33 protein-coding genes are annotated in these 22,100 nt (G+C 34.8%); 31 read left to right on the top strand and 2 right to left on the bottom strand.

The annotated features are described in order from the left end of the window. Together ACFO3N_RS14630 and ACFO3N_RS14625 are read right to left on the bottom strand one after the other, a co-directional pair. Nucleotides 1-3,231: a SusC/RagA family TonB-linked outer membrane protein gene (locus ACFO3N_RS14630; RefSeq protein ID WP_379798821.1), complete on the bottom strand. Its 3,231-nt coding sequence runs from the start codon at nt 3,229-3,231 to the stop codon at nt 1-3. Nucleotides 3,232-3,315: 84 nt separating this feature from the next. Beyond that, a complete protein-coding gene (locus tag ACFO3N_RS14625) occupies nt 3,316-5,016 on the bottom strand; it encodes a BamA/TamA family outer membrane protein (RefSeq protein WP_379798819.1) in 1,701 nt (566 codons plus the stop codon). A gap of 182 nt (nt 5,017-5,198) precedes the next feature. Between ACFO3N_RS14625 and rpsL the strand changes: the two genes are divergently transcribed. From rpsL to ACFO3N_RS14470, 31 genes are all read left to right on the top strand, one after another. Further along, complete coding sequence (rpsL, locus tag ACFO3N_RS14620) at nt 5,199-5,582, top strand: 30S ribosomal protein S12 (protein ID WP_007136570.1); 384 nt, start codon at nt 5,199-5,201, stop codon at nt 5,580-5,582. Between the two features lie 24 nt (nt 5,583-5,606). After that, the gene (rpsG, locus tag ACFO3N_RS14615) at nt 5,607-6,083 is read left to right on the top strand and encodes a 30S ribosomal protein S7 (protein ID WP_026727879.1); all 477 of its coding nucleotides are present in this window, start codon (nt 5,607-5,609) and stop codon (nt 6,081-6,083) included. A 10-nt stretch (nt 6,084-6,093) separates the two neighbouring features. Next, nucleotides 6,094-8,250 (top strand): elongation factor G, encoded by a 2,157-nt coding sequence (gene fusA / locus ACFO3N_RS14610; RefSeq protein WP_111364460.1) that lies wholly within the window; start codon nt 6,094-6,096, stop codon nt 8,248-8,250. 10 nt (nt 8,251-8,260) lie between these two features. Next, nucleotides 8,261-8,566 (top strand): 30S ribosomal protein S10, encoded by a 306-nt coding sequence (gene rpsJ, locus ACFO3N_RS14605; protein ID WP_007803605.1) that lies wholly within the window; start codon nt 8,261-8,263, stop codon nt 8,564-8,566. A 404-nt stretch (nt 8,567-8,970) separates the two neighbouring features. Then, nucleotides 8,971-9,588: a 50S ribosomal protein L3 gene (gene rplC / locus ACFO3N_RS14600; protein ID WP_248728272.1), complete on the top strand. Its 618-nt coding sequence runs from the start codon at nt 8,971-8,973 to the stop codon at nt 9,586-9,588. Then, a complete protein-coding gene (rplD, locus tag ACFO3N_RS14595) occupies nt 9,588-10,217 on the top strand; it encodes a 50S ribosomal protein L4 (RefSeq protein WP_111379744.1) in 630 nt (209 codons plus the stop codon). The genes rplC and rplD overlap by 1 nt, the downstream gene beginning before the upstream one ends. A gap of 7 nt (nt 10,218-10,224) precedes the next feature. Beyond that, nucleotides 10,225-10,515: a 50S ribosomal protein L23 gene (gene rplW, locus ACFO3N_RS14590; RefSeq protein WP_008464286.1), complete on the top strand. Its 291-nt coding sequence runs from the start codon at nt 10,225-10,227 to the stop codon at nt 10,513-10,515. 9 nt (nt 10,516-10,524) lie between these two features. Then, nucleotides 10,525-11,349, top strand: a complete 825-nt coding sequence (rplB, locus tag ACFO3N_RS14585) for a 50S ribosomal protein L2 (RefSeq protein WP_008464287.1) — start codon at nt 10,525-10,527, stop codon at nt 11,347-11,349. Between the two features lie 6 nt (nt 11,350-11,355). Further along, a complete protein-coding gene (gene rpsS, locus ACFO3N_RS14580) occupies nt 11,356-11,634 on the top strand; it encodes a 30S ribosomal protein S19 (protein WP_008464288.1) in 279 nt (92 codons plus the stop codon). Nucleotides 11,635-11,642: 8 nt separating this feature from the next. Beyond that, nucleotides 11,643-12,056, top strand: a complete 414-nt coding sequence (gene rplV / locus ACFO3N_RS14575; RefSeq protein ID WP_007803631.1) for a 50S ribosomal protein L22 — start codon at nt 11,643-11,645, stop codon at nt 12,054-12,056. Between the two features lie 5 nt (nt 12,057-12,061). Next, complete coding sequence (gene rpsC / locus ACFO3N_RS14570) at nt 12,062-12,820, top strand: 30S ribosomal protein S3 (RefSeq protein WP_008464292.1); 759 nt, start codon at nt 12,062-12,064, stop codon at nt 12,818-12,820. 19 nt (nt 12,821-12,839) lie between these two features. Then, nucleotides 12,840-13,265 carry a 50S ribosomal protein L16 gene (gene rplP, locus ACFO3N_RS14565; protein WP_008464295.1) on the top strand — a complete coding sequence of 142 codons (426 nt, stop codon included), beginning with the start codon at nt 12,840-12,842 and terminating at the stop codon, nt 13,263-13,265. 12 nt (nt 13,266-13,277) lie between these two features. Beyond that, complete coding sequence (gene rpmC, locus ACFO3N_RS14560) at nt 13,278-13,469, top strand: 50S ribosomal protein L29 (protein ID WP_008464297.1); 192 nt, start codon at nt 13,278-13,280, stop codon at nt 13,467-13,469. 17 nt (nt 13,470-13,486) lie between these two features. Next, nucleotides 13,487-13,747: a 30S ribosomal protein S17 gene (gene rpsQ, locus ACFO3N_RS14555; protein ID WP_012022485.1), complete on the top strand. Its 261-nt coding sequence runs from the start codon at nt 13,487-13,489 to the stop codon at nt 13,745-13,747. Between the two features lie 2 nt (nt 13,748-13,749). Then, nucleotides 13,750-14,118, top strand: a complete 369-nt coding sequence (gene rplN, locus ACFO3N_RS14550) for a 50S ribosomal protein L14 (RefSeq protein ID WP_007803649.1) — start codon at nt 13,750-13,752, stop codon at nt 14,116-14,118. An 11-nt stretch (nt 14,119-14,129) separates the two neighbouring features. Further along, nucleotides 14,130-14,444, top strand: a complete 315-nt coding sequence (gene rplX / locus ACFO3N_RS14545; RefSeq protein WP_026727873.1) for a 50S ribosomal protein L24 — start codon at nt 14,130-14,132, stop codon at nt 14,442-14,444. A gap of 2 nt (nt 14,445-14,446) precedes the next feature. Beyond that, nucleotides 14,447-14,998, top strand: coding sequence for a 50S ribosomal protein L5 (rplE, locus tag ACFO3N_RS14540; protein WP_012022484.1), 552 nt, complete (start codon nt 14,447-14,449; stop codon nt 14,996-14,998). Nucleotides 14,999-15,001: 3 nt separating this feature from the next. Next, on the top strand, nt 15,002-15,271 hold the full coding sequence (gene rpsN / locus ACFO3N_RS14535) for a 30S ribosomal protein S14 (RefSeq protein WP_008464305.1): 270 nt from the start codon (nt 15,002-15,004) through the stop codon (nt 15,269-15,271). A gap of 105 nt (nt 15,272-15,376) precedes the next feature. Beyond that, on the top strand, nt 15,377-15,775 hold the full coding sequence (gene rpsH, locus ACFO3N_RS14530) for a 30S ribosomal protein S8 (protein ID WP_008464306.1): 399 nt from the start codon (nt 15,377-15,379) through the stop codon (nt 15,773-15,775). Nucleotides 15,776-15,794: 19 nt separating this feature from the next. After that, entirely contained in the window at nt 15,795-16,337 is a 543-nt protein-coding gene (gene rplF / locus ACFO3N_RS14525) for a 50S ribosomal protein L6 (RefSeq protein ID WP_248728271.1), read from the top strand. 11 nt (nt 16,338-16,348) lie between these two features. Continuing rightward, nucleotides 16,349-16,699 (top strand): 50S ribosomal protein L18, encoded by a 351-nt coding sequence (gene rplR / locus ACFO3N_RS14520; RefSeq protein ID WP_035650451.1) that lies wholly within the window; start codon nt 16,349-16,351, stop codon nt 16,697-16,699. A 3-nt stretch (nt 16,700-16,702) separates the two neighbouring features. After that, on the top strand, nt 16,703-17,227 hold the full coding sequence (gene rpsE, locus ACFO3N_RS14515; RefSeq protein ID WP_085949269.1) for a 30S ribosomal protein S5: 525 nt from the start codon (nt 16,703-16,705) through the stop codon (nt 17,225-17,227). Nucleotides 17,228-17,238: 11 nt separating this feature from the next. Beyond that, the gene (rpmD, locus tag ACFO3N_RS14510; RefSeq protein WP_113676536.1) at nt 17,239-17,421 is read left to right on the top strand and encodes a 50S ribosomal protein L30; all 183 of its coding nucleotides are present in this window, start codon (nt 17,239-17,241) and stop codon (nt 17,419-17,421) included. An 11-nt stretch (nt 17,422-17,432) separates the two neighbouring features. Beyond that, the gene (gene rplO, locus ACFO3N_RS14505; protein WP_095931496.1) at nt 17,433-17,885 is read left to right on the top strand and encodes a 50S ribosomal protein L15; all 453 of its coding nucleotides are present in this window, start codon (nt 17,433-17,435) and stop codon (nt 17,883-17,885) included. Nucleotides 17,886-17,898: 13 nt separating this feature from the next. Then, complete coding sequence (gene secY, locus ACFO3N_RS14500) at nt 17,899-19,245, top strand: preprotein translocase subunit SecY (RefSeq protein WP_007803669.1); 1,347 nt, start codon at nt 17,899-17,901, stop codon at nt 19,243-19,245. A gap of 7 nt (nt 19,246-19,252) precedes the next feature. Then, a complete protein-coding gene (infA, locus tag ACFO3N_RS14495; protein ID WP_007136545.1) occupies nt 19,253-19,468 on the top strand; it encodes a translation initiation factor IF-1 in 216 nt (71 codons plus the stop codon). 12 nt (nt 19,469-19,480) lie between these two features. Next, the gene (gene ykgO / locus ACFO3N_RS14490; RefSeq protein WP_002987490.1) at nt 19,481-19,597 is read left to right on the top strand and encodes a type B 50S ribosomal protein L36; all 117 of its coding nucleotides are present in this window, start codon (nt 19,481-19,483) and stop codon (nt 19,595-19,597) included. A 2-nt stretch (nt 19,598-19,599) separates the two neighbouring features. Beyond that, entirely contained in the window at nt 19,600-19,974 is a 375-nt protein-coding gene (rpsM, locus tag ACFO3N_RS14485) for a 30S ribosomal protein S13 (protein WP_008464322.1), read from the top strand. An 8-nt stretch (nt 19,975-19,982) separates the two neighbouring features. Beyond that, nucleotides 19,983-20,366: a 30S ribosomal protein S11 gene (gene rpsK / locus ACFO3N_RS14480; protein ID WP_026727866.1), complete on the top strand. Its 384-nt coding sequence runs from the start codon at nt 19,983-19,985 to the stop codon at nt 20,364-20,366. A 91-nt stretch (nt 20,367-20,457) separates the two neighbouring features. After that, a complete protein-coding gene (gene rpsD, locus ACFO3N_RS14475) occupies nt 20,458-21,063 on the top strand; it encodes a 30S ribosomal protein S4 (protein ID WP_008464326.1) in 606 nt (201 codons plus the stop codon). A 21-nt stretch (nt 21,064-21,084) separates the two neighbouring features. Then, entirely contained in the window at nt 21,085-22,077 is a 993-nt protein-coding gene (locus ACFO3N_RS14470) for a DNA-directed RNA polymerase subunit alpha (protein WP_008464329.1), read from the top strand. Nucleotides 22,078-22,100 lie beyond the last annotated feature (23 nt).

Here is a 22,100-nt window from a genome sequence, read left to right as displayed (position 1 = left end):
TTAGAAAGTCGCTTTAATATTAAATGAGTATACTCTTGTTGTTGGCATTACACCTGATTGAAAACCTTGAACGTTTCCAGATGATTGTCCAGCTTCTGGGTCAGCATACGGTAAATTTTTGTGAATAATCCAAAGATTATTTCCTAATAAACTAAATGAGATTGATTTAGCCATTGTTTTGTCTAAGAATTTAGATGGTACATTGTATGTGAAACCAACTTCTCTTAATTTTACGTAAGATGCATCGTAGATGAATTTTTTGTTTGGTTCAACTTCAACACCAAAACCAGCTCCTACCATGTTTGCAGGGATTCTAGATTGGTTTGGAGTACCATCTTCGTAAACACCATCAAGGATGATACCACCACCATTAGCGATAGAATTTCTTAATGGGTTTCCTAAGTCGTTAAGACCAGCAGTTTCTGGATAAAGACCTGTGTATTGTCCGTAAGCTTGATCTAGAGAGTAAACACTTCCTCCTTTTTTCATGTCGATTAAGAAGTTCAAAGAGAAATCTTTGTAGGTAAATCTGTTAGAAAGACCTCCAATCCAGTCAGCTTGGATGTTTCCGATTACTTTATCAGTAGCGATTAAGTAGTAACCATCCTCGTCAACTGTTTTGTTTCCGTTTGCATCATATACATAGTCTGTTCCTCTCATTGTACCGTAAGGTTGACCAACAGTAGCATTTAAAGTAACTCCATTTTGCCATGAAGCTATTTGTAAGTTTTCTCTTCCTTCGTTTAAAGAAACAACTTCGTTTCTGTTTCTAGACCAGTTTACACCAACTTGCCATTCGAAATCTTTAGTTTTAACTGGTGATCCGAATAAAGATACCTCGATACCTTTGTTTTGCATTTCTCCAGCATTAACTTGTTGACTTGCATATCCTGTAGATGTAGATTGCGGTACATTGAAAATTTGGTCTGTAGTGTTAGATTGGTAAAGAGATACGTCAAAACTTAATCTGTTTTTGAACATAGCTGCCTCAACACCAAACTCCCAGCTTTTTAATTTTTCAGATCTTAGTTTGTCAAAGTTTACGTAAGTAGAATTATTAGCAAACATTAAGTTTCCGCCAACTAATCCATTATTTATTTTCCATCCAAGTAAACCATAAGCAGGGTCATTACCTACTACTGCATAGTTAGCTCTTAGTTTCAAGTTATTTAACCAATCTTGTTTGATTAATTCAGATGCAATGAAACTTGTTCCAATTGACCAGTAATCGTACTTATTGTTACTTTGTGGTAAAGCAGTAGATTGATCTCTTCTGTATGATCCTTCAACGAAAACGATTCTGTTGTAATCAATAGATCCTTGAGTATAAAGACCTAATTTGTTATAGTTCAGTTCTTGCTCAAGTGGAGCAACAAATGACATTGAATTTGCTAATGTAAACAATCCAGGAGCTACTAAACCTCCAGTAGTTGATCCGTTGAAAGAATCTACGTGAGCTTTAATAAAAGTTGATCCACCTAAAAGTTTTGCTGAAACTTTCTCAGAGATTTTTAAATCGTAAGTTGCAATGAAATCGTAAGTCGTTTGCATGAAACTTCTTGTGTATAAATCATATCCTGAAGTTTCATCTAGAGCTTGTAAACCAAATTCTTCAGCGTGGCTTCCTTTTTCTTTTCTTAATTCTTGTCTGTCGTTAGAAGTATCTACAGTAACACGTCCTAAAACATTAAAGTTTTTTGTTATGTCATAAGAGATATTAGCACCCGCAAGTACTCTCGTTCTGTCATCAGAAGAGTAGTTTTTGTAACGGTCAAAGTATGGGTTGTTCCAGTAAGCTGGAGAAAAATCACCCCCTACTGGGTCATTCATGTTCCATGTAACGTTTTGTCCGTTTACATTGTATGCGTCTTTTAATTCTCTAACATCAACGTTAGTTTGCCACCACTGTCTGAAACCAGTTAAGATATTATCTCCATAACCTGTACTATTTCTACCAACAGTAGATTGATCAGAGAATGTGAAGAATGCAGTTGTTTTAATTTTGTCAGATAAACTTCTTGAGAAACTACCATTAAGAATGTTTCTGTTTAATCTACTGTTTGGTAAAATTCCAGATTCATTGTTGTTAGTGTAGCTAAAGTTGTAAGATCCTTTTTCGTCACCACCGCTTAAACCAATGTTGTTAACAGTGCTGAAAGATTTTTGGAAGAATTTACCAGGATCGTTAGCGCCAGCAACCCATGGAGTAGCTTTTCCATAATTAGGATTACCAGGAGCAAAAGCAGTCCATTGGTATACGTTTAAGCTAGGGTCAAAAGCATTACCAAAAGATGAATCCGCAGTCATATCAACAACTTGATCAGGAATCCCGTCTCCGTTTGCATCTTGTGAAAGGAAACTGTCATTTGGTCCTGAATAACCATTTGCTCCATAACCTTTTTGGTATTTAATAAAAGTATCTTTATCATAAGAACCCATAGAAGTTGTTGAGCTGAAGCTTACTCCTAAAGCAGTGTTTTTCTTACCTTTTTTAGTAGTAATCATGATCGCACCATTCGCAGCCTGGCTACCATACAATGCAGTCGCAGCAGCACCTTTAAGTACTGTAATCGATTCAATGTTGTTTGGATCAATATCAGAAGCAGAGTTACCGAAGTCAAAACCACCTCTTCCGCTTTTTGCTGATGCTGAGTTTAAGTTGTCATTGCTAATAGCAACACCATCAACAACCATTAATGCTTGGTTGTTTCCAGTTAAACTTTTTGATCCACGTAGTACGATGTTAGTAGATCCACCAAAGTTAGAGTTAGTTTTAACCTCTAAACCAGCAACTTTACCAGATAAGTTGTTTAGGAAGTTGTTTGTTGGTGTTGAGTTAACTGTTTTTTCATCCAGTTTTTGTGATGAGTAACCTAAAGATTTTTTCTCTCTTTTGATACCTAAAGCTGTTGTTACTACAACTGCTTCAAGTTCTTGTGCATCACCTGATAATTTAACATTAACTACAGATGAGCTTGCAGCTACTTCTTGGGTTTTCATTCCAATGTAGCTAAATACCAAAACTTGGCTTGAAGATGCTTTAATAGAATATTTTCCATCAAAATCAGTTTGTGTTCCAGTTTTGCTTCCTTTCACTAATACACTTACCCCCGGTAAAGGCATACCTGTATTATCGGAAACTGTTCCTGAAACAGCTCTTTCTTGCGCAAATGTCAATTGCGCAACTAGTACTAATAAAAGCACTAAGAATCCATTGAACTTTAGTTTCATTTTTAAATATTTTGAATTAGTATCGCAAAACTCTTAATAATTTGTTAACTTTCCTAATAAAAAAAATATTTTTTTTGGTAAACCCTAAAATTTAACATTATAACATATGTTTACGATAGTGTTATATAATTGTATTTCCTGTTGATTTTGCTGTCCATTCGTGAGAATAATTCGTAAAATTCCGTTTTTTGTTTCCATTCCTACACCTATGCCGATTCCTATTAAATTCTTAATTTTTTTAGGATTTGAAATATTGGTTAAGTCTTGATATATAGCATAATCAGCTATAGAATGGATGTATGCGCTTTTTGAAAACATATATCTGTATTCTGTAAGAAACGCAGAATAAAAATTTGCCTGTAGACTGTTTTCTGAGAAACCTCTGATTGAATTCATTCCTCCAAATCGAAATAATTCATTAGTAATATAACTTTTGCTGTCTAAATAGCAGCTTTGAGAATTTATGTTAATGAAATTCTTGTTATTAAGTTCGAAATTGTACGCGGCATTTACATTTATATAAAATTGTTTGCTAGGATCTGCTGTTTCAAGATCATTATTTGTTTCTCTTTTTCCAAGGCCTAGTATCGAACTTAAAAATGCTTTTCCAGGCATGAGACTATTGTTGGAGTCTGTTTTTTTGTATTCGTATGTTGAAGTGAAGTACGAATTATTGAAATCACTAATAGTAGAATTGTTGATGTTTTGAATGTCGCTTGATTCGGTAGATTGGTAGCCAAGATAGATCTTGGAATTGTAATTTAAATAATATCCAAGGTTGATGTCTGTTTTAGTGTTCTGAAATGTGCTGTCTTGCTTAAAGATGTTTAATTGTGCTTTTATTCCAAGTGGAGATTGAAATAGATAGGGGATTTCAAGTTTTGTGTTGAAGGTTTTTTGTTGGTTTCCGTCGCTTTTCCAATAAAGAGAAAATTTTTCGCCAGCTCGTAGTATGTTTGTTAATGAAATATCCAAATAGCCATTTAGAATTAACTTTTTGTTTTCATCATTTGAAAAACCAATATATCCATCAAAGTTATTGGCTTTTCTTTTGTCAAGATAAGTGTAGATTTTGGTCGAATCTGAAGTAAATAATATTTCAGGATATTTGGGCTGTGAAACAAATTCAAAACTATTGATGTCGTCATGGAGTTTTTTGACGGTTTCTTGATTAAAAGTTTTGTTTAGGTATTTTTTGTTTAATTGCTTGAGTGCTCCTTTTGGGAAATAGTCCTTCAAAGAAGGATTTGTGTAATTTACAATAATGGAATTTAAGGTTCTTTTTTTTTCGGAATCGAAATTTAAATCAGCATAAATTATTGAATTCTTTTTTTTGATATTTTCAAGTTTGATTTTAGAGAATGCAAATCCTGCCTTTTCGTTGTCTGATATTTCTTGGTTTAAGAAATTTTCAAGTTCTGTATAGGGTATGATTATGGTGTCTTTTGCTGTTTTTTTTGAGTCATAAAAAAAACTATTTATACCTATATATATATGTATATCTTTTATTCTAGTTTGCAAGTCCATTAAAACAGTGTAAGTGCTATCATTTACTTTTTTGTTTTCTAATGTTTTAGCGCTTATATAACCTTGTTTTGCGAGTCTGTTTGTTACTGTTGAAATCTCGTTGTTTAGTGATTTTATATTTGGATGTTTTTTTGTGTAGAGTATGGAGTCAATAGTTTGGCTTTGTTTTTTGTTTATTCCGTTTATATTAAGGTAGAAAGATTGCGCGAAACAATTTGAGGATAGGAGTAAAATGAGTATGTGATATAATTGTTTCAAAAGCAATTGTTTTGTTAGTTAAATGTAAAGCAAATATCTAATGTTTCTTTGTGAAATCATAGATATAAATAATGTTGTTGAAAATTAATGATTTAACGTTTGTATAGTGAAAATTATTTTATACATTTGCAACCCCGTAAAAAGCGGGAATTTAATAAACATAATAATTTTTAGTATTAATTATGCCAACAATTCAACAATTAGTAAGAACAGGAAGAACTCAGATCACTAAGAAGAGTAAATCGGTTGCTTTAGATTCTTGTCCTCAAAGAAGAGGGGTTTGTACGCGTGTTTACACTACTACACCAAAAAAACCAAACTCTGCAATGCGTAAAGTTGCGCGTGTACGTTTGACAAATGGTAATGAGGTGAATGCTTACATCCCAGGAGAAGGACATAATCTACAAGAGCACTCGATAGTATTAGTGCGAGGTGGAAGGGTAAAAGATTTACCAGGTGTTAGATATCATATCGTTCGTGGAGCCCTTGATACGTCAGGTGTTGCAGGAAGAACGCAAAGAAGATCTAAGTACGGTGCTAAACGCCCAAAAGAAGCAAAAAAGTAATTTAAAAACTTTTAAGAAAAAGACATGAGAAAAAGAGCGGCAAAGAAAAGACCACTTTTACCGGATCCAAGGTTTAATGACCAATTAGTTACACGTTTTGTGAACAACTTAATGTGGGATGGTAAGAAATCTACAGCTTTTAAAGTATTTTATGATGCAATTGATATCATTGAAACTAAAAAGCAAAATGATGAGAAAACTTCATTAGAGATCTGGAAAGATGCTTTAACAAACGTTATGCCTCACGTAGAAGTACGTAGCCGTAGAGTTGGTGGAGCTACATTCCAAATTCCAATGCAGATTCGTCCAGACAGAAAAATTTCTATGGCAATGAAGTGGTTAATACTTTATTCTAGAAGAAGAAATGAAAAATCTATGGCACAACGTTTAGCTTCAGAGTGTTTAGCTGCTGCTAAAGAAGAAGGTGCTGCAGTTAAGAAAAGAATGGATACTCACAAAATGGCAGAAGCTAACAAAGCATTCTCTCACTTTAGATTTTAATTCGTAAGAAATGGCTAGAGATTTAAAATATACAAGAAATATCGGAATCGCTGCTCACATTGATGCTGGTAAAACAACAACAACTGAGCGTATTCTTTTTTATACTGGAAAGTCACATAAAATTGGAGAGGTGCACGATGGTGCTGCAACAATGGACTGGATGGCTCAAGAGCAAGAAAGAGGTATTACAATTACTTCAGCTGCTACGACTTGTACTTGGAATTTTCCAACTGTACAAGGTAAAGTTATTCCAGAATCATTACCTTACCACTTTAATATTATTGATACTCCTGGACACGTTGACTTTACTGTAGAGGTAAACCGTTCTTTACGTGTACTTGATGGTTTGGTTTTCTTATTTAGTGCTGTTGATGGTGTTGAGCCTCAATCAGAAACTAACTGGAGACTTGCTGATCAATATAGAGTTCCTCGTATGGGATTCGTGAATAAAATGGACCGTCAAGGTGCTAACTTTTTGGCTGTATGCGGACAGGTTAAAGATATGTTGAAATCGAATGCGGTTGCAATTACTTTACCTATTGGTGATGAAGCAGATTTTAAAGGTATTGTTGACTTAGTTAAAAATCAAGCTATCGTATGGCATGATGAGACTCAAGGAGCTACTTTTGATATTGTTGATATCCCAGCTGATATGGTGGATGATGTTAAGCATTACCGTTCTATTCTTATCGAAGAGATTGCTACTTATGATGAAAATCTTTTGGATAAATACATGGAAGATGAAAACTCTATTACAGAGGAAGAAATCAACAATGCTTTAAGAGCTGCAACTATCGATATGGCAATCATTCCTATGCTTGCTGGTTCTTCTTTCAAAAACAAAGGAGTTCAATTCATGTTAGATGCTGTTTGTAAATATTTACCATCTCCATTAGATAAAGAAGGTATTGAAGGGATTCATCCTGATGATGCTGAATTATTAGAAGAAGATCAAACTAAAATCTTACGTCGCCCAGATGTAAAAGAGCCGTTCGCTGCTTTGGCATTTAAAATTGCTACTGACCCATTCGTAGGTCGTTTAGCTTTCTTCCGTGCGTATTCTGGACGTTTAGATGCTGGTTCTTATGTTTTAAATACTCGTTCTGGTAACAAAGAGAGGATCTCTCGTATTTACCAAATGCATGCTAACAAACAAAATCCAATCGAATTTATTGAGGCTGGAGATATTGGAGCTGCTGTAGGATTTAAAGATATCAAAACTGGAGATACTTTGTGTGATGAAAAGAGTCCAATTATTTTGGAGTCGATGAAATTCCCAGAGCCGGTAATTGGTATCGCTATTGAGCCTAAAACTAAAGCTGACGTTGATAAAATGGGTATGGCTTTAGCTAAATTAGCTGAAGAGGATCCGACGTTTACTGTAAGAACTGATGAGGCTTCAGGTCAAACTATTATCTCTGGTATGGGTGAGCTTCACTTGGATATCTTAGTAGATCGTATGAAACGTGAGTTTAAAGTAGAGGTTAATCAAGGTGAGCCACAAGTAGAGTACAAAGAGGCGTTTACTAAATCTGCTCAACATAGAGAAACTTACAAGAAACAATCTGGGGGTCGTGGTAAATTCGGTGATATCGTATTTAGAATCGAGCCTGCTGATGAAGTTGATGGTAAAGTTCCAGTTGGATTACAGTTCGTAAATGAGGTAAAAGGTGGTAACGTTCCTAAAGAATATATCCCTGCTGTTGAAAAAGGTTTCCGTGAGGCTATGAAAACAGGTCCATTAGCTGGGTATGCTGTTGATAGTTTAAAAGTAACTTTATTAGATGGATCTTTCCACCCTGTGGATTCTGATGCTCTTTCTTTTGAATTGGCTGCTAGAATGGGTTATAAAGAGTCAGGACGTGCTGCTGGAGCTGTTATTCTTGAACCAATCATGAAAATCGAGGTTATTACTCCAGAAGAAAACATGGGTGATATCGTAGGTGACTTGAACCGTCGTAGAGGTCAAGTTAATGACATGGGGGATAGAAATGGTGCTAAAACTATTAAAGCTGATGTGCCTTTATCAGAAATGTTTGGTTATGTAACTACATTAAGAACATTATCTTCTGGTAGAGCTACTTCAACAATGGAGTTCTCTCACTATGCAGAAACACCTTCTAATATTTCAGAAGAGGTAATCAAAAAAGCAAAAGGTAACGCTTAATTTTAAGAAAATGAGTCAAAAAATCAGAATAAAACTAAAATCTTACGATCACATGTTGGTAGATAAATCTGCTGAAAAGATCGTAAAAACAGTAAAAACTACTGGAGCGGTTGTAACAGGTCCAATTCCGTTGCCAACTCACAAAAAACTTTTCACTGTATTGCGTTCTCCGCACGTTAACAAAAAAGCGAGAGAGCAATTTGAAGTAATGTCATACAAGAGATTGATTGATATTTATTCATCTTCATCTAAAACTATTGATGCTTTAATGAAACTTGAATTGCCAAGTGGAGTTGAAGTAGAGATTAAAGTATAATTTTTTTATATTTTTTTATATAAAAAGCGAGGCATTTTTTGTCTCGCTTTTTTTGTTTTAAAAAGTCGTTTTTAGTTTGTGAAATTTAATTTTTTTTTATTTGTAAAATTTTTTACTTTTTTGTAAAAGCCTTTGTTTTAAAGGGGTGCGAGTTTTTTTTGTTGCGATTTTATTAATTAATTGTTATGATTGGATTGTCTAAAGATTGAAAAAATAGATTCAAATTTTGTTGTAATTAAGGTCTGTTTTGGTAGTGTTTTGATGCTTGGATTTTGATTATGAGCGATTTAATTTTTGCAACTGTTTGGTATATTCGTTTTTAATGTCTACTTTTGCACTCCCTGTTTGGAAATTTCTGTTATTTTCAAATTGAAGGGAATTTTAGTAATTAATAATTAATATTTATGTCTGGGTTAATTGGTAAGAAAATCGGCATGACTAGTATCTTTGATGAAAACGGGAAAAACATTCCTTGTACAGTAATCGAAGCTGGCCCATGCGTTGTTACCCAAGTCAGAACCAAAGAGGTTGACGGGTATGAAGCGTTGCAACTTGGTTTCGATGACAAAAACGAGAAACATTCTACTAAAGCTGCTTTAGGGCACTTTAAAAAAGCTGGAACTGTTGCTAAGAAAAAAGTCGTTGAATTTCAGGATTTTGCAACTGAACAAAAATTAGGAGATCTTGTTGATGTTACTATTTTTGAAGAAGGAGAATTTGTGGATGTACAAGGTGTGTCTAAAGGTAAAGGTTTCCAAGGTGTTGTTAAACGTCACGGTTTTGGTGGTGTTGGACAAGCTACTCATGGTCAGCACAACCGTTTAAGAGCGCCAGGTTCTGTAGGAGCTTCTTCTTATCCATCTAGAGTATTCAAAGGAATGCGTATGGCTGGAAGAATGGGAGGAGAAAATGTAAAAATTCAAAACCTTAGAGTTTTAAAAGTAGTTGCTGATAAGAATCTACTTGTTGTTAAAGGATGCGTTCCTGGGCACAAAAACTCTTATGTAATCATTCAGAAGTAATGGAAGTAAAAGTATTAGATTTCAACGGAAAAGATACTGGTAGAAAAGTTCAACTTTCTGATTCAGTATTCGCAATTGAGCCAAACAATCACGCAGTATATCTTGATGTTAAGCAATATCTTGCTAATCAAAGACAAGGTACTCACAAAGCTAAAGAAAGAGCTGAAGTGACTGGAAGTACGCGTAAGATTAAAAAACAAAAAGGAACTGGTACTGCACGTGCAGGAAGTGTTAAGAATCCATTGTTTAAAGGTGGTGGAACAGTTTTCGGACCAAGACCAAGAAGTTATTCATTCAAATTGAATAAAGGCTTAAAGAGATTAGCTAGAAAATCAGCTTTCTCGATCAAAGCAAAAGAGTCAAATATCGTAGTTTTAGAAGACTTTAATTTTGAAGCGCCAAACACTAAAAATTTCATTAACGTTTTGAAAGCTTTAGGGTTAGAGAATAAAAAATCTTTATTTGTGTTGGGCGAGTCAAATAAAAATGTATATTTGTCGTCACGTAATTTAAAGGCTTCAAACGTCGTAACTAGCTCAGAATTAAGCACTTACGCAATATTAAACGCTAATAATTTAGTGCTTTTGGAAGGTTCTTTAGAGTTAATTGAAGAAAATTTAAGTAAATAATAGGAATATGAGCATTATTATTAGACCTATAGTAACGGAAAAAGTAACCAAAGAAAGTGAAGTTCTAAACCGCTTCGGATTCGTTGTTAACAAAAAAGCAAACAAAGTTGAGATTAAGAAAGCTGTTGAAGCTGCTTATGGAGTGACTATTGTTTCTGTTAACACAATGAATGTGAGACCAGATAGATCTACTAAATACACTAAAAGTGGTTTAATCAGTGGAAAGACAAATGCTTACAAAAAAGCAATTGTACAAGTACAAGAAGGAGAAACAATTGATTTTTACAACAATATCTAAGATAGAAAAATGTCAGTAAGAAAATTAAAACCTATTACCCCGGGTCAGCGATTTAGAGTTGTGAATGGTTATGACGCTATTACAACTGATAAGCCGGAACGCTCATTGATAGCGCCGATAAAAAACTCAGGAGGTAGAAATAGTCAAGGAAAGATGACCATGCGTTATACGGGTGGTGGTCACAAGCAGAGATATCGTATTATTGATTTCAAAAGAACTAAAGATGGAATTCCAGCTACAGTGAAATCAATCGAATACGATCCAAATCGTACTGCATTTATCGCTTTATTAGCTTATGCTGATGGAGAGAAAACTTATATTATCGCACAAAACGGATTGAAAGTTGGTCAGAAATTAGTTTCTGGACCAGAGTCTCAACCAGAAATCGGTAATACATTACCTTTAAGCAGAATTCCTCTTGGAACTGTTATATCTTGTATTGAGTTACGTCCAGGACAAGGAGCGGTTATCGCTCGTTCAGCTGGAACTTTTGCTCAGTTAATGGCAAGAGACGGGAAATATGCAACAATTAAAATGCCTTCTGGTGAGACAAGATTAATCTTGTTAACTTGTTCGGCTACAATTGGAGCTGTTTCTAATTCTGACCACCAATTAGTTGTGTCTGGAAAAGCAGGTAGAACAAGATGGTTAGGAAGAAGACCTAGAACTAGACCAGTAGCGATGAACCCAGTTGATCACCCTATGGGAGGTGGTGAAGGACGTTCTTCTGGAGGGCACCCACGTTCAAGAAACGGATTGCCAGCTAAAGGTTACAGAACTCGTTCTAAGAAAAACCCGAGTAACAAGTATATCGTAGAACGTAGAAAGAAATAATAAGATATGGCACGTTCATTAAAAAAAGGACCTTTCGTTCATTATAAATTAGACAAGAAAGTTCAAGAAAACGTAGAAAGTGGTAAAAATGCAGTTGTTAAGACTTGGTCTAGAGCTTCAATGATTACTCCGGATTTCGTTGGACAAACTATCGCAGTTCATAACGGTCGTCAATTTGTACCAGTTTACGTAACAGAAAACATGGTAGGTCACAAATTAGGAGAGTTTTCGCCAACTAGATCTTTTAGAGGTCATGCTGGAGCAAAAAATAAAGGTAAAAAATAAAAGAAGCAATGGGAGTTCGTAAAAGAGAAACAGCAGATGCGAGAAAAGAGGCTAATAAGTCTATCGCTTTCGCAAAATTGAATAACTGCCCTACTTCACCTAGAAAAATGCGCTTAGTAGCGGACTTGGTAAGAGGTCAGAAGGTAGAAAGAGCACTTAACATTTTAAGATTCAGTTCTAAAGAAGCTTCAAGAAAATTAGAAAAACTATTATTATCTGCAATCAATAACTGGGAGCAAAAAAATAGTGAAGGTAATTTAGAAGAGGCTGGATTATTTGTTAAAGAGATCAGAGTAGATGGTGGAATGATGTTAAAAAGACTTCGTCCAGCTCCACAAGGTCGTGCACACAGAATAAGAAAACGTTCTAATCACGTAACAATCGTGCTTGGAGCTATCAATAACACACAAAGCAATTCTTAAGCAGCATGGGACAAAAGACAAATCCAATTGGAAATAGACTTGGTATCATCAGAGGATGGGACTCAAACTGGTATGGTGGAAATGATTACGGTGATAAACTTGCCGAAGATCACAAAATCAGAAAGTATATCCACGCTCGTTTATCAAAAGCTAGTGTATCAAAAGTAATCATCGAGAGAACTTTGAAACTTGTAACCGTTACTATCACTACTGCTAGACCTGGTATCATTATCGGAAAAGGTGGGCAAGAGGTAGACAAGTTAAAAGAAGAACTTAAGAAAGTTACTGACAAAGAGGTTCAAATCAACATCTTTGAAATTAAAAGACCTGAGTTAGATGCTTATCTTGTGGCGACAAGCATCGCTCGTCAAATCGAAAGCCGTATTTCTTACAGACGTGCAATCAAAATGGCTATTGCTGCTTCTATGCGTATGAACGCTGAAGGTATCAAAGTTTTGATTTCTGGTCGTTTGAATGGTGCTGAGATGGCGCGTTCGGAAGGTTTCAAAGAAGGTAGAATTCCTCTATCAACTTTCAGAGCTGACATTGATTATGCACTTGCTGAAGCTCACACTACTTACGGTAGAATGGGGATCAAAGTGTGGATCATGAAAGGTGAAGTTTACGGTAAGAGAGAACTTTCTCCACTTGCCGGAATGGACAAAAAACAATCTGGTACAGGTGGTGGAAAAGGTGGAGATGCTCCTAGAGGCAAATCTAACTTTAACAAAGGTGGAAAACCAGACGCTCGTAAAAGAAAGTAAATTTTTAAACTAAAGAAAAATGTTACAGCCTAAAAGAACAAAATACCGTAAGGTACAAAAAGGTAGAATGAAAGGTAACTCTCAAAGAGGGCATGAACTTTCAAATGGAATGTTTGGTATTAAATCTGTACATGAAGATGGAATGTTCTTAACTTCTCGTCAAATCGAAGCTGCGCGTATCGCTGCAACTCGTTACATGAAAAGAGAGGGACAATTATGGATTAAAATTTTCCCAGACAAACCTATTACTAAGAAACCTCTTGAAGTACGTATGGGTAAAGGTAAAGGAGCAGTTGAGTATTGGGCTGCTGTTGTTAAACCAGGAAGAATTATGTTTGAAGTTGGAGGAGTTCCATTGTCAGTTGCAAAAGAGGCTTTGCGTCTTGCAGCTCAAAAACTTCCAGTAAAAACTAAGTTCGTCGTTGCTAGAGATTTCGAAGCATAATTTATATTTATTATGAAACAATCAGAAATAAAAGATCTTTCTGCAGCGGAGTTGCAAGAAAAGCTTAGTCAAACTAAGAAAGTATATGCTGACCTAAAAATGGCTCACGCAATCTCTCCAATTGCTAACCCACTTCAAATTAGAAGCGTTAGAAGAACAGTTGCAAGATTAGCTACAGAGTTAACTAAAAGAGAGTTACAATAATTGTATTCTGCTGAAAGATGGAAGAAAAAAGAAATTTAAGAAAAGAAAGAATAGGTGTTGTTACTTCAAATAAGATGGATAAATCTATCGTTATTTCGGAAGTAAGAAAAGTAAAACACCCATTATACGGTAAGTTCGTGTTGAAAACTAAGAAATATGTTGCACACGACGAAACAAACGACTGTAACATTGGAGATACTGTAAGAATTAGCGAAACGCGTCCTTTAAGTAAAACAAAATGTTGGAGATTAGTTGAAATCTTAGAAAGAGCTAAATAATTATGGTACAACAAGAATCAAGACTAAAAGTAGCAGATAACACGGGAGCTAAAGAAGTTTTAACTATTCGTGTTTTAGGAGGTACTAAAAGAAGATATGCCTCTGTTGGTGACAAAATTGTAGTTTCTATCAAAGATGCAACTCCAAACGGAAACGTGAAAAAAGGAGCTGTTTCAACTGCAGTTGTTGTGCGTACTAAAAAAGAAGTGAGAAGAGCTGATGGTTCTTATATCCGTTTCGATGATAATGCATGTGTTCTTTTGAACGCTGCAGGGGAAATGAGAGGAACTCGTGTTTTTGGTCCGGTAGCAAGAGAACTTCGTGAAAAACAATTCATGAAAATTGTATCATTAGCACCAGAAGTGCTTTAATTCGTTTTAAGATGATAAAGCTAAAAATAAAATCAGGAGATATCGTAAGAGTTATTGCTGGAGACCATAAAGGGGCTGAAGGTAAAGTTTTACGTGTTTACCGTGAAAAAAACAAAGCGATCGTTGAAGGTGTAAACATGGTTTCTAAACATACTAAACCAAGTGCTAAAAACCCTCAAGGTGGTATCGTTAAGAAAGAAGCTTCTATTCAAATTTCTAACATTGCTTTAATTGATCCTAAAACTAAGGAGACAACTAGAGTAGGTATTAGAGTAGAAGGAGATAAGAAAGTAAGATTTTCAAAAAAATCTAATCAAGTACTATAGTAATGGCATATACACCTAGACTAAAAGAAGAATATAAGAGTAGAGTAATCTCTGCTCTTAAAGAAGAGTTCGGATATACAAACGTGATGCAAGTTCCTAAACTTGAGAAAATCGTTTTGAGCCGTGGAGTTGGTGCAGCTGTATCTGATAAAAAACTTATTGACTATGCAGTTGATGAGTTAACAAAGATCACTGGACAAAAAGCAGTTTCTACAATCTCTAAGAAAGACGTTGCGTCTTTCAAATTGAGAAAAGGAATGCCTATTGGAGCAAAAGTTACTTTACGTGGAGAAAGAATGTATGAGTTTTTAGATAGACTTATCACTTCTGCTTTACCACGTGTTAGAGATTTTGGTGGTATTAAAGCTACTGGATTCGACGGAAGAGGTAACTACAATCTTGGAGTTTTAGAGCAAATCATTTTCCCAGAAATTGATATTGACAAAGTAAACAAAATTTCAGGAATGGATATTACTTTTGTTACTACTGCAAAAACAGACAAGGAAGCAAAGTCATTATTGGCTGAATTAGGATTACCTTTTAAAAAGAATTAAGACATGGCTAAAGAATCAATGAAAGCCCGCGAGGTGAAAAGAGAGAAAACGGTAGCTAAGTACGCTGAAAAGAGAAAAGCTTTATTAGAAGCTGGAGACTATGAAGGTTTACAAAGATTACCTAAAAATGCTTCACCAGTTCGTTTACACAACCGTTGTAAGTTAACAGGTAGACCTAGAGGTTACATCCGTCAATTCGGTATTTCACGTGTAACTTTCCGTGAAATGGCTAACAATGGATTAATTCCTGGTGTTAAAAAAGCATCTTGGTAATCTGGCAATAAGTTATTACTTTTGCAAACCAAAAAATAATTTTTAATTGATTAAAGGTTCGGGAGATGAGTATCTCCCGAAAACCATAATCGCAATCAAATACATATGTATACAGATCCTATTGCAGATTATTTGACTAGAGTTCGTAACGCTGTGGCTGCAAACCACAAAGTTGTTGAAATTCCAGCATCTAATCTTAAAAAAGAGATAACTAAGATCTTATTTGATCAAGGTTATATCTTAAGTTACAAATTTGAGCAGAACACAGTTCAAGGTTCTATCAAAATTGCTTTAAAGTATGATAAAGATACTAAAGAGCCTGTAATCAAAGATATCCAAAGAATTAGTAAACCTGGTTTACGTAAGTACGCAGGTGCTGCCAAATTACCTAGAATCCTTAACGGATTAGGAATTGCGATTGTTTCTACATCAAAAGGTTTGATGACAGGAAAACAAGCAAAGCAATTAAATGTAGGTGGTGAAGTAATTTGTTACGTATACTAATTTTAAACACTAGATAAAGATGTCAAGAATAGGTAAAAGCCCAATTGTAATCCCTGCTGGTGTAACTGTTGAAGTTAAAGACGGTATTATTACAGTAAAAGGAAAAAGAGGTCAACTAGTACAAGAGTTTTCGGACGTAAATGTAACTGTTGAAGGCGATCAAGTTTTAGTTGAAAGATCGTCTGATCATAAAGACCATAGAGCAAAACACGGATTATTTAGATCTTTGATCAATAATATGATTGTTGGTGTTTCTGAAGGTTTCACAAAAGAACTAGAATTAGTTGGAGTAGGTTATAGAGCTTCAAACCAAGGTCAAAAATTAGATTTAGCTCTTGGATATTCTCACAATATTGTTTTAGAAATTGCTCCAGAAGTATCTTTAGAAACAGTATCTGAAAAAGGTAAGAACCCTATCGTAAAATTAACATCGTTTGATAAACAACTTTTAGGTCAAGTAGCTGCGAAAATCAGAGGTTTCCGTAAGCCTGAGCCATACAAAGGAAAAGGTGTTAAATTTGTGGGTGAAGTATTAAGAAGAAAAGCAGGTAAATCAGCTTAAAATATAAGATTATGTCATTAACAAAATCTGAAAGAAGACAGAGAATTAAATTCAGAATTAGAAAATCGGTTAGTGGTTCTGCTGCAAGACCTAGACTTTCTGTTTTTAGAAGTAATAAAGAAATTTACGCTCAAATTATTGATGATGTAAATGGAGTTACTATCTTAGCTGCATCTTCTAGAGAAAAAGAAATAGGAAAAGGTACTAACGTTGAAGTAGCTGCTGCTGTTGGAAAACTAGTTGCAGAGAAAGCGTTAAAAGCTGGGATTGATACCATCACTTTTGATAGAGGTGGATATTTATATCACGGGCGTATTAAATCATTAGCAGAAGGCGCAAGAGCCGCTGGACTTAAATTCTAATATATTATGTCTAAATACAAAAATGTAGAATTGGTAAAACCTAGTGGTCTTGAATTAAAAGATCGTCTAGTTAGTGTTAATCGTGTTACTAAAGTTACAAAAGGTGGTAGAGCTTTCGGTTTTTCTGCTATTGTAGTTGTAGGTGATGAAAATGGAGTAGTTGGTCATGGATTAGGAAAATCTAAAGACGTTTCTGAAGCAATTGCGAAAGCAGTGGAAGATGCTAAGAAAAATTTAGTTAGAATTCCTTTAAATGGACAATCTGTTCCTCACGAACAAAAAGGTAAATTTGGTGGTGCACGCGTATTCTTAATTCCAGCGTCTCATGGTACTGGAGTTATTGCTGGTGGAGCTGTTCGTTCAGTTCTTGAGTCAGTAGGTATTCACGATGTATTGTCTAAATCTCAAGGATCATCAAATCCACATAACGTAGTAAAAGCAACTTTTGATGCTTTATTGCAAATGAGAAGCGCTCATACTGTTGCAAAACAGAGAGGTGTTTCTTTAGAGAAAGTTTTTAAAGGTTAATTCAGGAAATTATGGCTAAATTATTAGTAAAACAAGTAAGAAGCAAAATCAACTGTCCTCTTTCTCAAAAGAGAGGGTTGGAAGCTTTAGGTCTACGTAAAATTGGACAAGTTGTGGAGCATGAGTCAAATCCTGCTATCCTTGGGATGATAAACAAAGTTAAACACTTAGTTTCTGTTGAAGAAACTAAATAACAAATACTGTTATGAATTTAAGTAACTTACAACCTGCTGAGGGATCTACACACAATCAAAATAAAAGATTAGGTAGAGGAGAAGGTTCTGGAAAAGGTGGTACCGCTGCACGTGGACACAAAGGAGCAAAATCTCGTTCTGGTTATTCTAAGAAGATTGGTTTTGAAGGAGGGCAGATGCCACTTCAAAGACGTGTACCTAAGTTTGGTTTCAAAAACATCAATCGTAAAGAATACGAAGGTGTTAATTTAGATACTCTTCAATTATTAGTTGATAACGGTGCAATTACTGATTCTGTTTCTATGACAGAGTTCGTAGCAAATCGTCTAGCTACTAAAAATGAAATCGTTAAGATTTTAGGTAGAGGAGAATTGAAAGCAAAATTAAAAGTAACTGCCCACAAATTTACTGCTACTGCAAAAGCTGCTATTGAAGCTGCTGGTGGAGAGGCTGTAACTATATAACTTATCTATTAAGATGAAGAAATTTATTGAATCAATAAGTAATGTTTGGAAAATCGAAGAACTAAAGAATAGAATCTTAATTACATTAGGATTACTTTTAGTATATCGTTTTGGAGCACACGTTACGCTTCCTGGAATTGACGCAACGCAATTGACTGGTTTAGCGGGACAAACTAAAAATGGTTTAGGATCTATCCTAGACATGTTCACCGGGGGTGCTTTCTCTAAGGCTTCAGTTTTTGCTTTAGGTATCATGCCTTATATTTCTGCGTCTATTGTTGTTCAGTTGATGGGGATTGCGATTCCATATTTACAAAAACTTCAAAATGATGGGGAAAGTGGTAGAAAAAAGATTAATCAAATCACTCGTTGGTTGACAATCGCTATCACATTGGTTCAAGGTCCAACTTATATCTATAATTTATACAGAACATTGCCTAGTAATGCATTTTTGCTAGGCTTTAATTCTCCTGAATTTTTGTTCTCGTCTGTTATCATTTTGGTTACTGGTACAATTTTTGCTATGTGGCTGGGTGAGAAAATTACAGATAAAGGTATTGGAAATGGTATTTCATTGTTAATTATGGTTGGTATTTTAGCTCGTTTACCACAAGCTTTTATCCAAGAGTTTACAACTCGTGTTACCAATAACAATGGAGGTCCAATGTTATTAGTTATTGAAATTATTGTGTGGTTATTAGTTATCATCTCTTGTGTATTGCTTACAATGGCAGTACGTAGAATCCCTGTTCAGTATGCTCGTCGTACAACTACAGGAGATTACGAGCAAGATTTGGCAGGAGGTAATAGACAATGGATTCCTCTTAAGCTTAATGCTTCTGGAGTTATGCCAATTATTTTTGCTCAGGCAATTATGTTTATTCCTGCGGCTGTAGCTGGATTGTCTAAATCAGATACATCACAATCTATTGTTGGTGCATTTAGTAATATGTTTGGTTTCTGGTATAATTTTGTTTTTGCAACTTTAATTATTGTATTTACATTCTTTTATACTGCGATCACTGTACCTACTAACAAAATGGCTGATGATTTAAAGAGAAGCGGCGGTTTTATTCCTGGAGTTCGTCCTGGAGCAGAAACTTCTGATTTCCTTGATAAAGTGATGTCTTTAATAACTTTCCCAGGATCTTTATTCCTTGCTTTGATTGCTGTGTTCCCAGCTATTGTTGTAAGTATTATGGATGTACAACAATCTTGGGCAATGTTTTTTGGAGGTACCTCATTAATAATTATGGTTGGTGTTGCAATAGATACTATTCAACAAATCAATTCATACTTGTTAAACAAACATTATGATGGTTTAATGAAGACTGGTAAAAATAGAAAAGCGGTAGCTTAATATATTTATGGCAAAACAATCAGCAATAGAACAAGACGGATCAATCATTGAAGCATTATCAAATGCGATGTTCCGTGTAGAGTTAGAAAATGGACATATCGTAATTGCTCATATTTCTGGAAAAATGCGAATGCATTACATCAAGTTATTACCTGGTGATAAAGTGAAACTAGAAATGAGTCCATACGATTTGTCAAAAGCAAGAATTACTTATCGATATTAAAGGATATTCACTATGAAAGTTAGAGCATCAGTAAAAAAGAGAAGTGCCGAGTGCATTATCGTGCGTAGAAAAGGGAGACTGTACGTAATAAACAAAAAGAATCCTAGATTTAAACAAAGACAAGGATAATTATGGCAAGAATAGCAGGGGTAGATATCCCAAAAAACAAAAGAGGTGTTATTGCACTTACCTACATCTTCGGATTAGGAAAAAGTAGAGCTATCGAGATTTTGGAAAAAGCTCAAGTTAGCCAAGATAAAAAAGTTCAAGATTGGAATGATGATGAAATCGGAGCGATTCGTGAAGCTGTTTCATTTTACAAAATTGAAGGAGAATTACGTTCTGAAATATCTTTAAACATTAAGCGTTTAATGGATATCGGATGTTACAGAGGTATTCGTCATAGATCTGGTCTTCCATTAAGAGGGCAAAGAACTAAAAACAACTCAAGAACAAGAAAAGGTAAAAGAAAAACTGTTGCTAACAAGAAAAAAGCAACTAAATAATAAGTAATATGGCTAAAGCAACTGCAAAAAAACGTAAAGTTATCGTTGAATCAACGGGTGAGGCTCATATTTCTGCCACTTTTAATAACATTATTATTTCTTTGACTAATAAGAAAGGTGAAGTTATCTCTTGGTCTTCAGCTGGTAAAATGGGTTTCAGAGGTTCTAAAAAGAACACTCCTTACGCAGCTCAAATGGCAGCAGAAGATTGCGCTAAAGTAGCACTTGAGGCAGGACTTAAAAAAGTGAAAGTTTATGTAAAAGGACCAGGAAACGGACGTGAGTCTGCTATCCGTTCTATTCATAACGGTGGAATTGAAGTTACAGAGATTATCGATGTTACTCCAATGCCGCACAACGGATGTCGTCCTCCAAAAAGACGTAGAGTTTAATTTTTTATTTTTATAGTATAAACAAGGTAGAACATAGATTATCGAAGGATTAGACCTGAATTCATAATTTCTACCTTAAATTTTTTTTAAAATGGCAAGATATACTGGTCCTAAAACCAAAATCGCTCGTAAATTTGGCGAGGCAATCTTCGGAGATGATAAATCTTTCGAAAAAAGAAATTACCCACCTGGACAACACGGGATGGCTAAAAAAAGAGGAAAAAAATCTGAGTATGCTGTTCAGTTAATGGAAAAGCAAAAAGCTAAATATTCTTATGGAATTTTAGAAAAACAATTCAGAAATTTATTCGAAAAAGCATCAGCGACTAAAGGAGTAACTGGTGAAGTTTTATTACAATTATGCGAAGCAAGATTAGATAATGTTGTTTTTAGAATGGGAATTGCTCCATCTAGAAGAGGTGCGCGTCAAATCGTTTCTCACAGACACATTACTGTAAATGGAGAGGTTGTTAATATTCCTTCTTACCACCTTAAGCCTGGTGATAAAGTTGCAGTTCGTGAAAAATCTAAATCTTTAGAAGCTATCGAACGTTCTTTATCAAATTCAAGTCATGTTTATGAATGGATTACTTGGAATAATGATCTTAAAGAAGGAACTTTCGTTTCTGTACCTGCGAGACTTCAAATTCCAGAAAACATTAAAGAACAATTAATCGTAGAGTTGTACAACAAATAATAATTGACTTAGTCGAAATTTATGGCAATATTTAATTTTCAAAAGCCCGATAAAGTTATCATGATCGATTCAACCGATTTTGAAGGTAAATTTGAGTTTAGACCTTTAGAACCTGGTTACGGATTGACAGTTGGTAATGCACTTAGAAGAGTTTTGCTTTCAGCGTTAGAAGGTTATGCAATTACATCTGTTCGTATCGAAGGTGTAGATCATGAGTTTTCTACTATTTCAGGTGTTGTTGAGGATGTTACCGAAATTATCCTTAATCTTAAACAAGTACGTTTCAAACGTCAGATTGAAGATATCGATAATGAATCAGTTACTATTTCTGTTTCTGGTAAAGATCAATTAACAGCAGGTGATTTTCAAAAATTTATCTCAGGTTTTCAAGTTTTGAATCCAGACCTTGTTATCTGTAATTTAGATTCTAAAATCAAATTGAACTTCGATTTAACAATCGAGAAAGGTAGAGGATACGTTCCTGCTGAAGAGAACAAAAAACAGAATGCTGCAATTGGAACAATTTTTACAGATTCTATTTTTACTCCGGTAAAAAATGTAAAATATGCAATCGAAAATTTCCGTGTAGAGCAAAAAACAGATTACGAAAAATTAGTTTTTGAAATTAAAACTGATGGATCTATTAATCCAAAAGATGCTCTTACTGAAGCTGCTAAAGTTTTAATTCACCATTTCATGTTGTTTTCTGATGAAAGAATTACACTTGAGGCTGACGAAATTGCACAAACAGAATCGTATGATGAAGAGTCATTGCATATGAGACAATTGCTTAAAACTAAGCTTGTTGATATGGATTTATCTGTGAGAGCATTAAATTGCTTGAAAGCGGCTGAAGTTGATACACTTGGTGATTTAGTATCGTTCAATAAAAATGACCTAATGAAATTCCGTAATTTTGGTAAAAAATCTTTAACTGAACTTGATGAACTTGTTGCAGTGAAGAATTTAACTTTCGGAATGGATTTAGCTAAATACAAATTAGATAAAGAATAATTTACTTCATATTTTGCTCTCCA

Origin of the sequence: Flavobacterium chungangensis (genome assembly GCF_042654045.1) — a bacterium.
GTDB lineage: Bacteria > Bacteroidota > Bacteroidia > Flavobacteriales > Flavobacteriaceae > Flavobacterium > Flavobacterium chungangensis.
This window is presented reverse-complemented; position numbering and strand designations above follow the sequence as displayed.

Bases quoted from the DNA above. Each gene is read 5' to 3' on its own strand.
- ACFO3N_RS14630 (WP_379798821.1), bottom strand. From the start codon at position 3,231: ATGAAACTAAAGTTCAATGGATTCTTAGTGCTTTTATTAGTACTAGTT.
- rpsL (WP_007136570.1), top strand. From the start codon at position 5,199: ATGCCAACAATTCAACAATTAGTAAGAACAGGAAGAACTCAGATCACT.
- rpsG (WP_026727879.1), top strand. From the start codon at position 5,607: ATGAGAAAAAGAGCGGCAAAGAAAAGACCACTTTTACCGGATCCAAGG.
- fusA (WP_111364460.1), top strand. From the start codon at position 6,094: ATGGCTAGAGATTTAAAATATACAAGAAATATCGGAATCGCTGCTCAC.
- rpsJ (WP_007803605.1), top strand. From the start codon at position 8,261: ATGAGTCAAAAAATCAGAATAAAACTAAAATCTTACGATCACATGTTG.
- rplC (WP_248728272.1), top strand. From the start codon at position 8,971: ATGTCTGGGTTAATTGGTAAGAAAATCGGCATGACTAGTATCTTTGAT.
- rplD (WP_111379744.1), top strand. From the start codon at position 9,588: ATGGAAGTAAAAGTATTAGATTTCAACGGAAAAGATACTGGTAGAAAA.
- rplW (WP_008464286.1), top strand. From the start codon at position 10,225: ATGAGCATTATTATTAGACCTATAGTAACGGAAAAAGTAACCAAAGAA.
- rplB (WP_008464287.1), top strand. From the start codon at position 10,525: ATGTCAGTAAGAAAATTAAAACCTATTACCCCGGGTCAGCGATTTAGA.
- rpsS (WP_008464288.1), top strand. From the start codon at position 11,356: ATGGCACGTTCATTAAAAAAAGGACCTTTCGTTCATTATAAATTAGAC.
- rplV (WP_007803631.1), top strand. From the start codon at position 11,643: ATGGGAGTTCGTAAAAGAGAAACAGCAGATGCGAGAAAAGAGGCTAAT.
- rpsC (WP_008464292.1), top strand. From the start codon at position 12,062: ATGGGACAAAAGACAAATCCAATTGGAAATAGACTTGGTATCATCAGA.
- rplP (WP_008464295.1), top strand. From the start codon at position 12,840: ATGTTACAGCCTAAAAGAACAAAATACCGTAAGGTACAAAAAGGTAGA.
- rpmC (WP_008464297.1), top strand. From the start codon at position 13,278: ATGAAACAATCAGAAATAAAAGATCTTTCTGCAGCGGAGTTGCAAGAA.
- rpsQ (WP_012022485.1), top strand. From the start codon at position 13,487: ATGGAAGAAAAAAGAAATTTAAGAAAAGAAAGAATAGGTGTTGTTACT.
- rplN (WP_007803649.1), top strand. From the start codon at position 13,750: ATGGTACAACAAGAATCAAGACTAAAAGTAGCAGATAACACGGGAGCT.
- rplX (WP_026727873.1), top strand. From the start codon at position 14,130: ATGATAAAGCTAAAAATAAAATCAGGAGATATCGTAAGAGTTATTGCT.
- rplE (WP_012022484.1), top strand. From the start codon at position 14,447: ATGGCATATACACCTAGACTAAAAGAAGAATATAAGAGTAGAGTAATC.
- rpsN (WP_008464305.1), top strand. From the start codon at position 15,002: ATGGCTAAAGAATCAATGAAAGCCCGCGAGGTGAAAAGAGAGAAAACG.
- rpsH (WP_008464306.1), top strand. From the start codon at position 15,377: ATGTATACAGATCCTATTGCAGATTATTTGACTAGAGTTCGTAACGCT.
- rplF (WP_248728271.1), top strand. From the start codon at position 15,795: ATGTCAAGAATAGGTAAAAGCCCAATTGTAATCCCTGCTGGTGTAACT.
- rplR (WP_035650451.1), top strand. From the start codon at position 16,349: ATGTCATTAACAAAATCTGAAAGAAGACAGAGAATTAAATTCAGAATT.
- rpmD (WP_113676536.1), top strand. From the start codon at position 17,239: ATGGCTAAATTATTAGTAAAACAAGTAAGAAGCAAAATCAACTGTCCT.
- rplO (WP_095931496.1), top strand. From the start codon at position 17,433: ATGAATTTAAGTAACTTACAACCTGCTGAGGGATCTACACACAATCAA.
- secY (WP_007803669.1), top strand. From the start codon at position 17,899: ATGAAGAAATTTATTGAATCAATAAGTAATGTTTGGAAAATCGAAGAA.
- infA (WP_007136545.1), top strand. From the start codon at position 19,253: ATGGCAAAACAATCAGCAATAGAACAAGACGGATCAATCATTGAAGCA.
- ykgO (WP_002987490.1), top strand. From the start codon at position 19,481: ATGAAAGTTAGAGCATCAGTAAAAAAGAGAAGTGCCGAGTGCATTATC.
- rpsM (WP_008464322.1), top strand. From the start codon at position 19,600: ATGGCAAGAATAGCAGGGGTAGATATCCCAAAAAACAAAAGAGGTGTT.
- rpsK (WP_026727866.1), top strand. From the start codon at position 19,983: ATGGCTAAAGCAACTGCAAAAAAACGTAAAGTTATCGTTGAATCAACG.
- rpsD (WP_008464326.1), top strand. From the start codon at position 20,458: ATGGCAAGATATACTGGTCCTAAAACCAAAATCGCTCGTAAATTTGGC.
- ACFO3N_RS14470 (WP_008464329.1), top strand. From the start codon at position 21,085: ATGGCAATATTTAATTTTCAAAAGCCCGATAAAGTTATCATGATCGAT.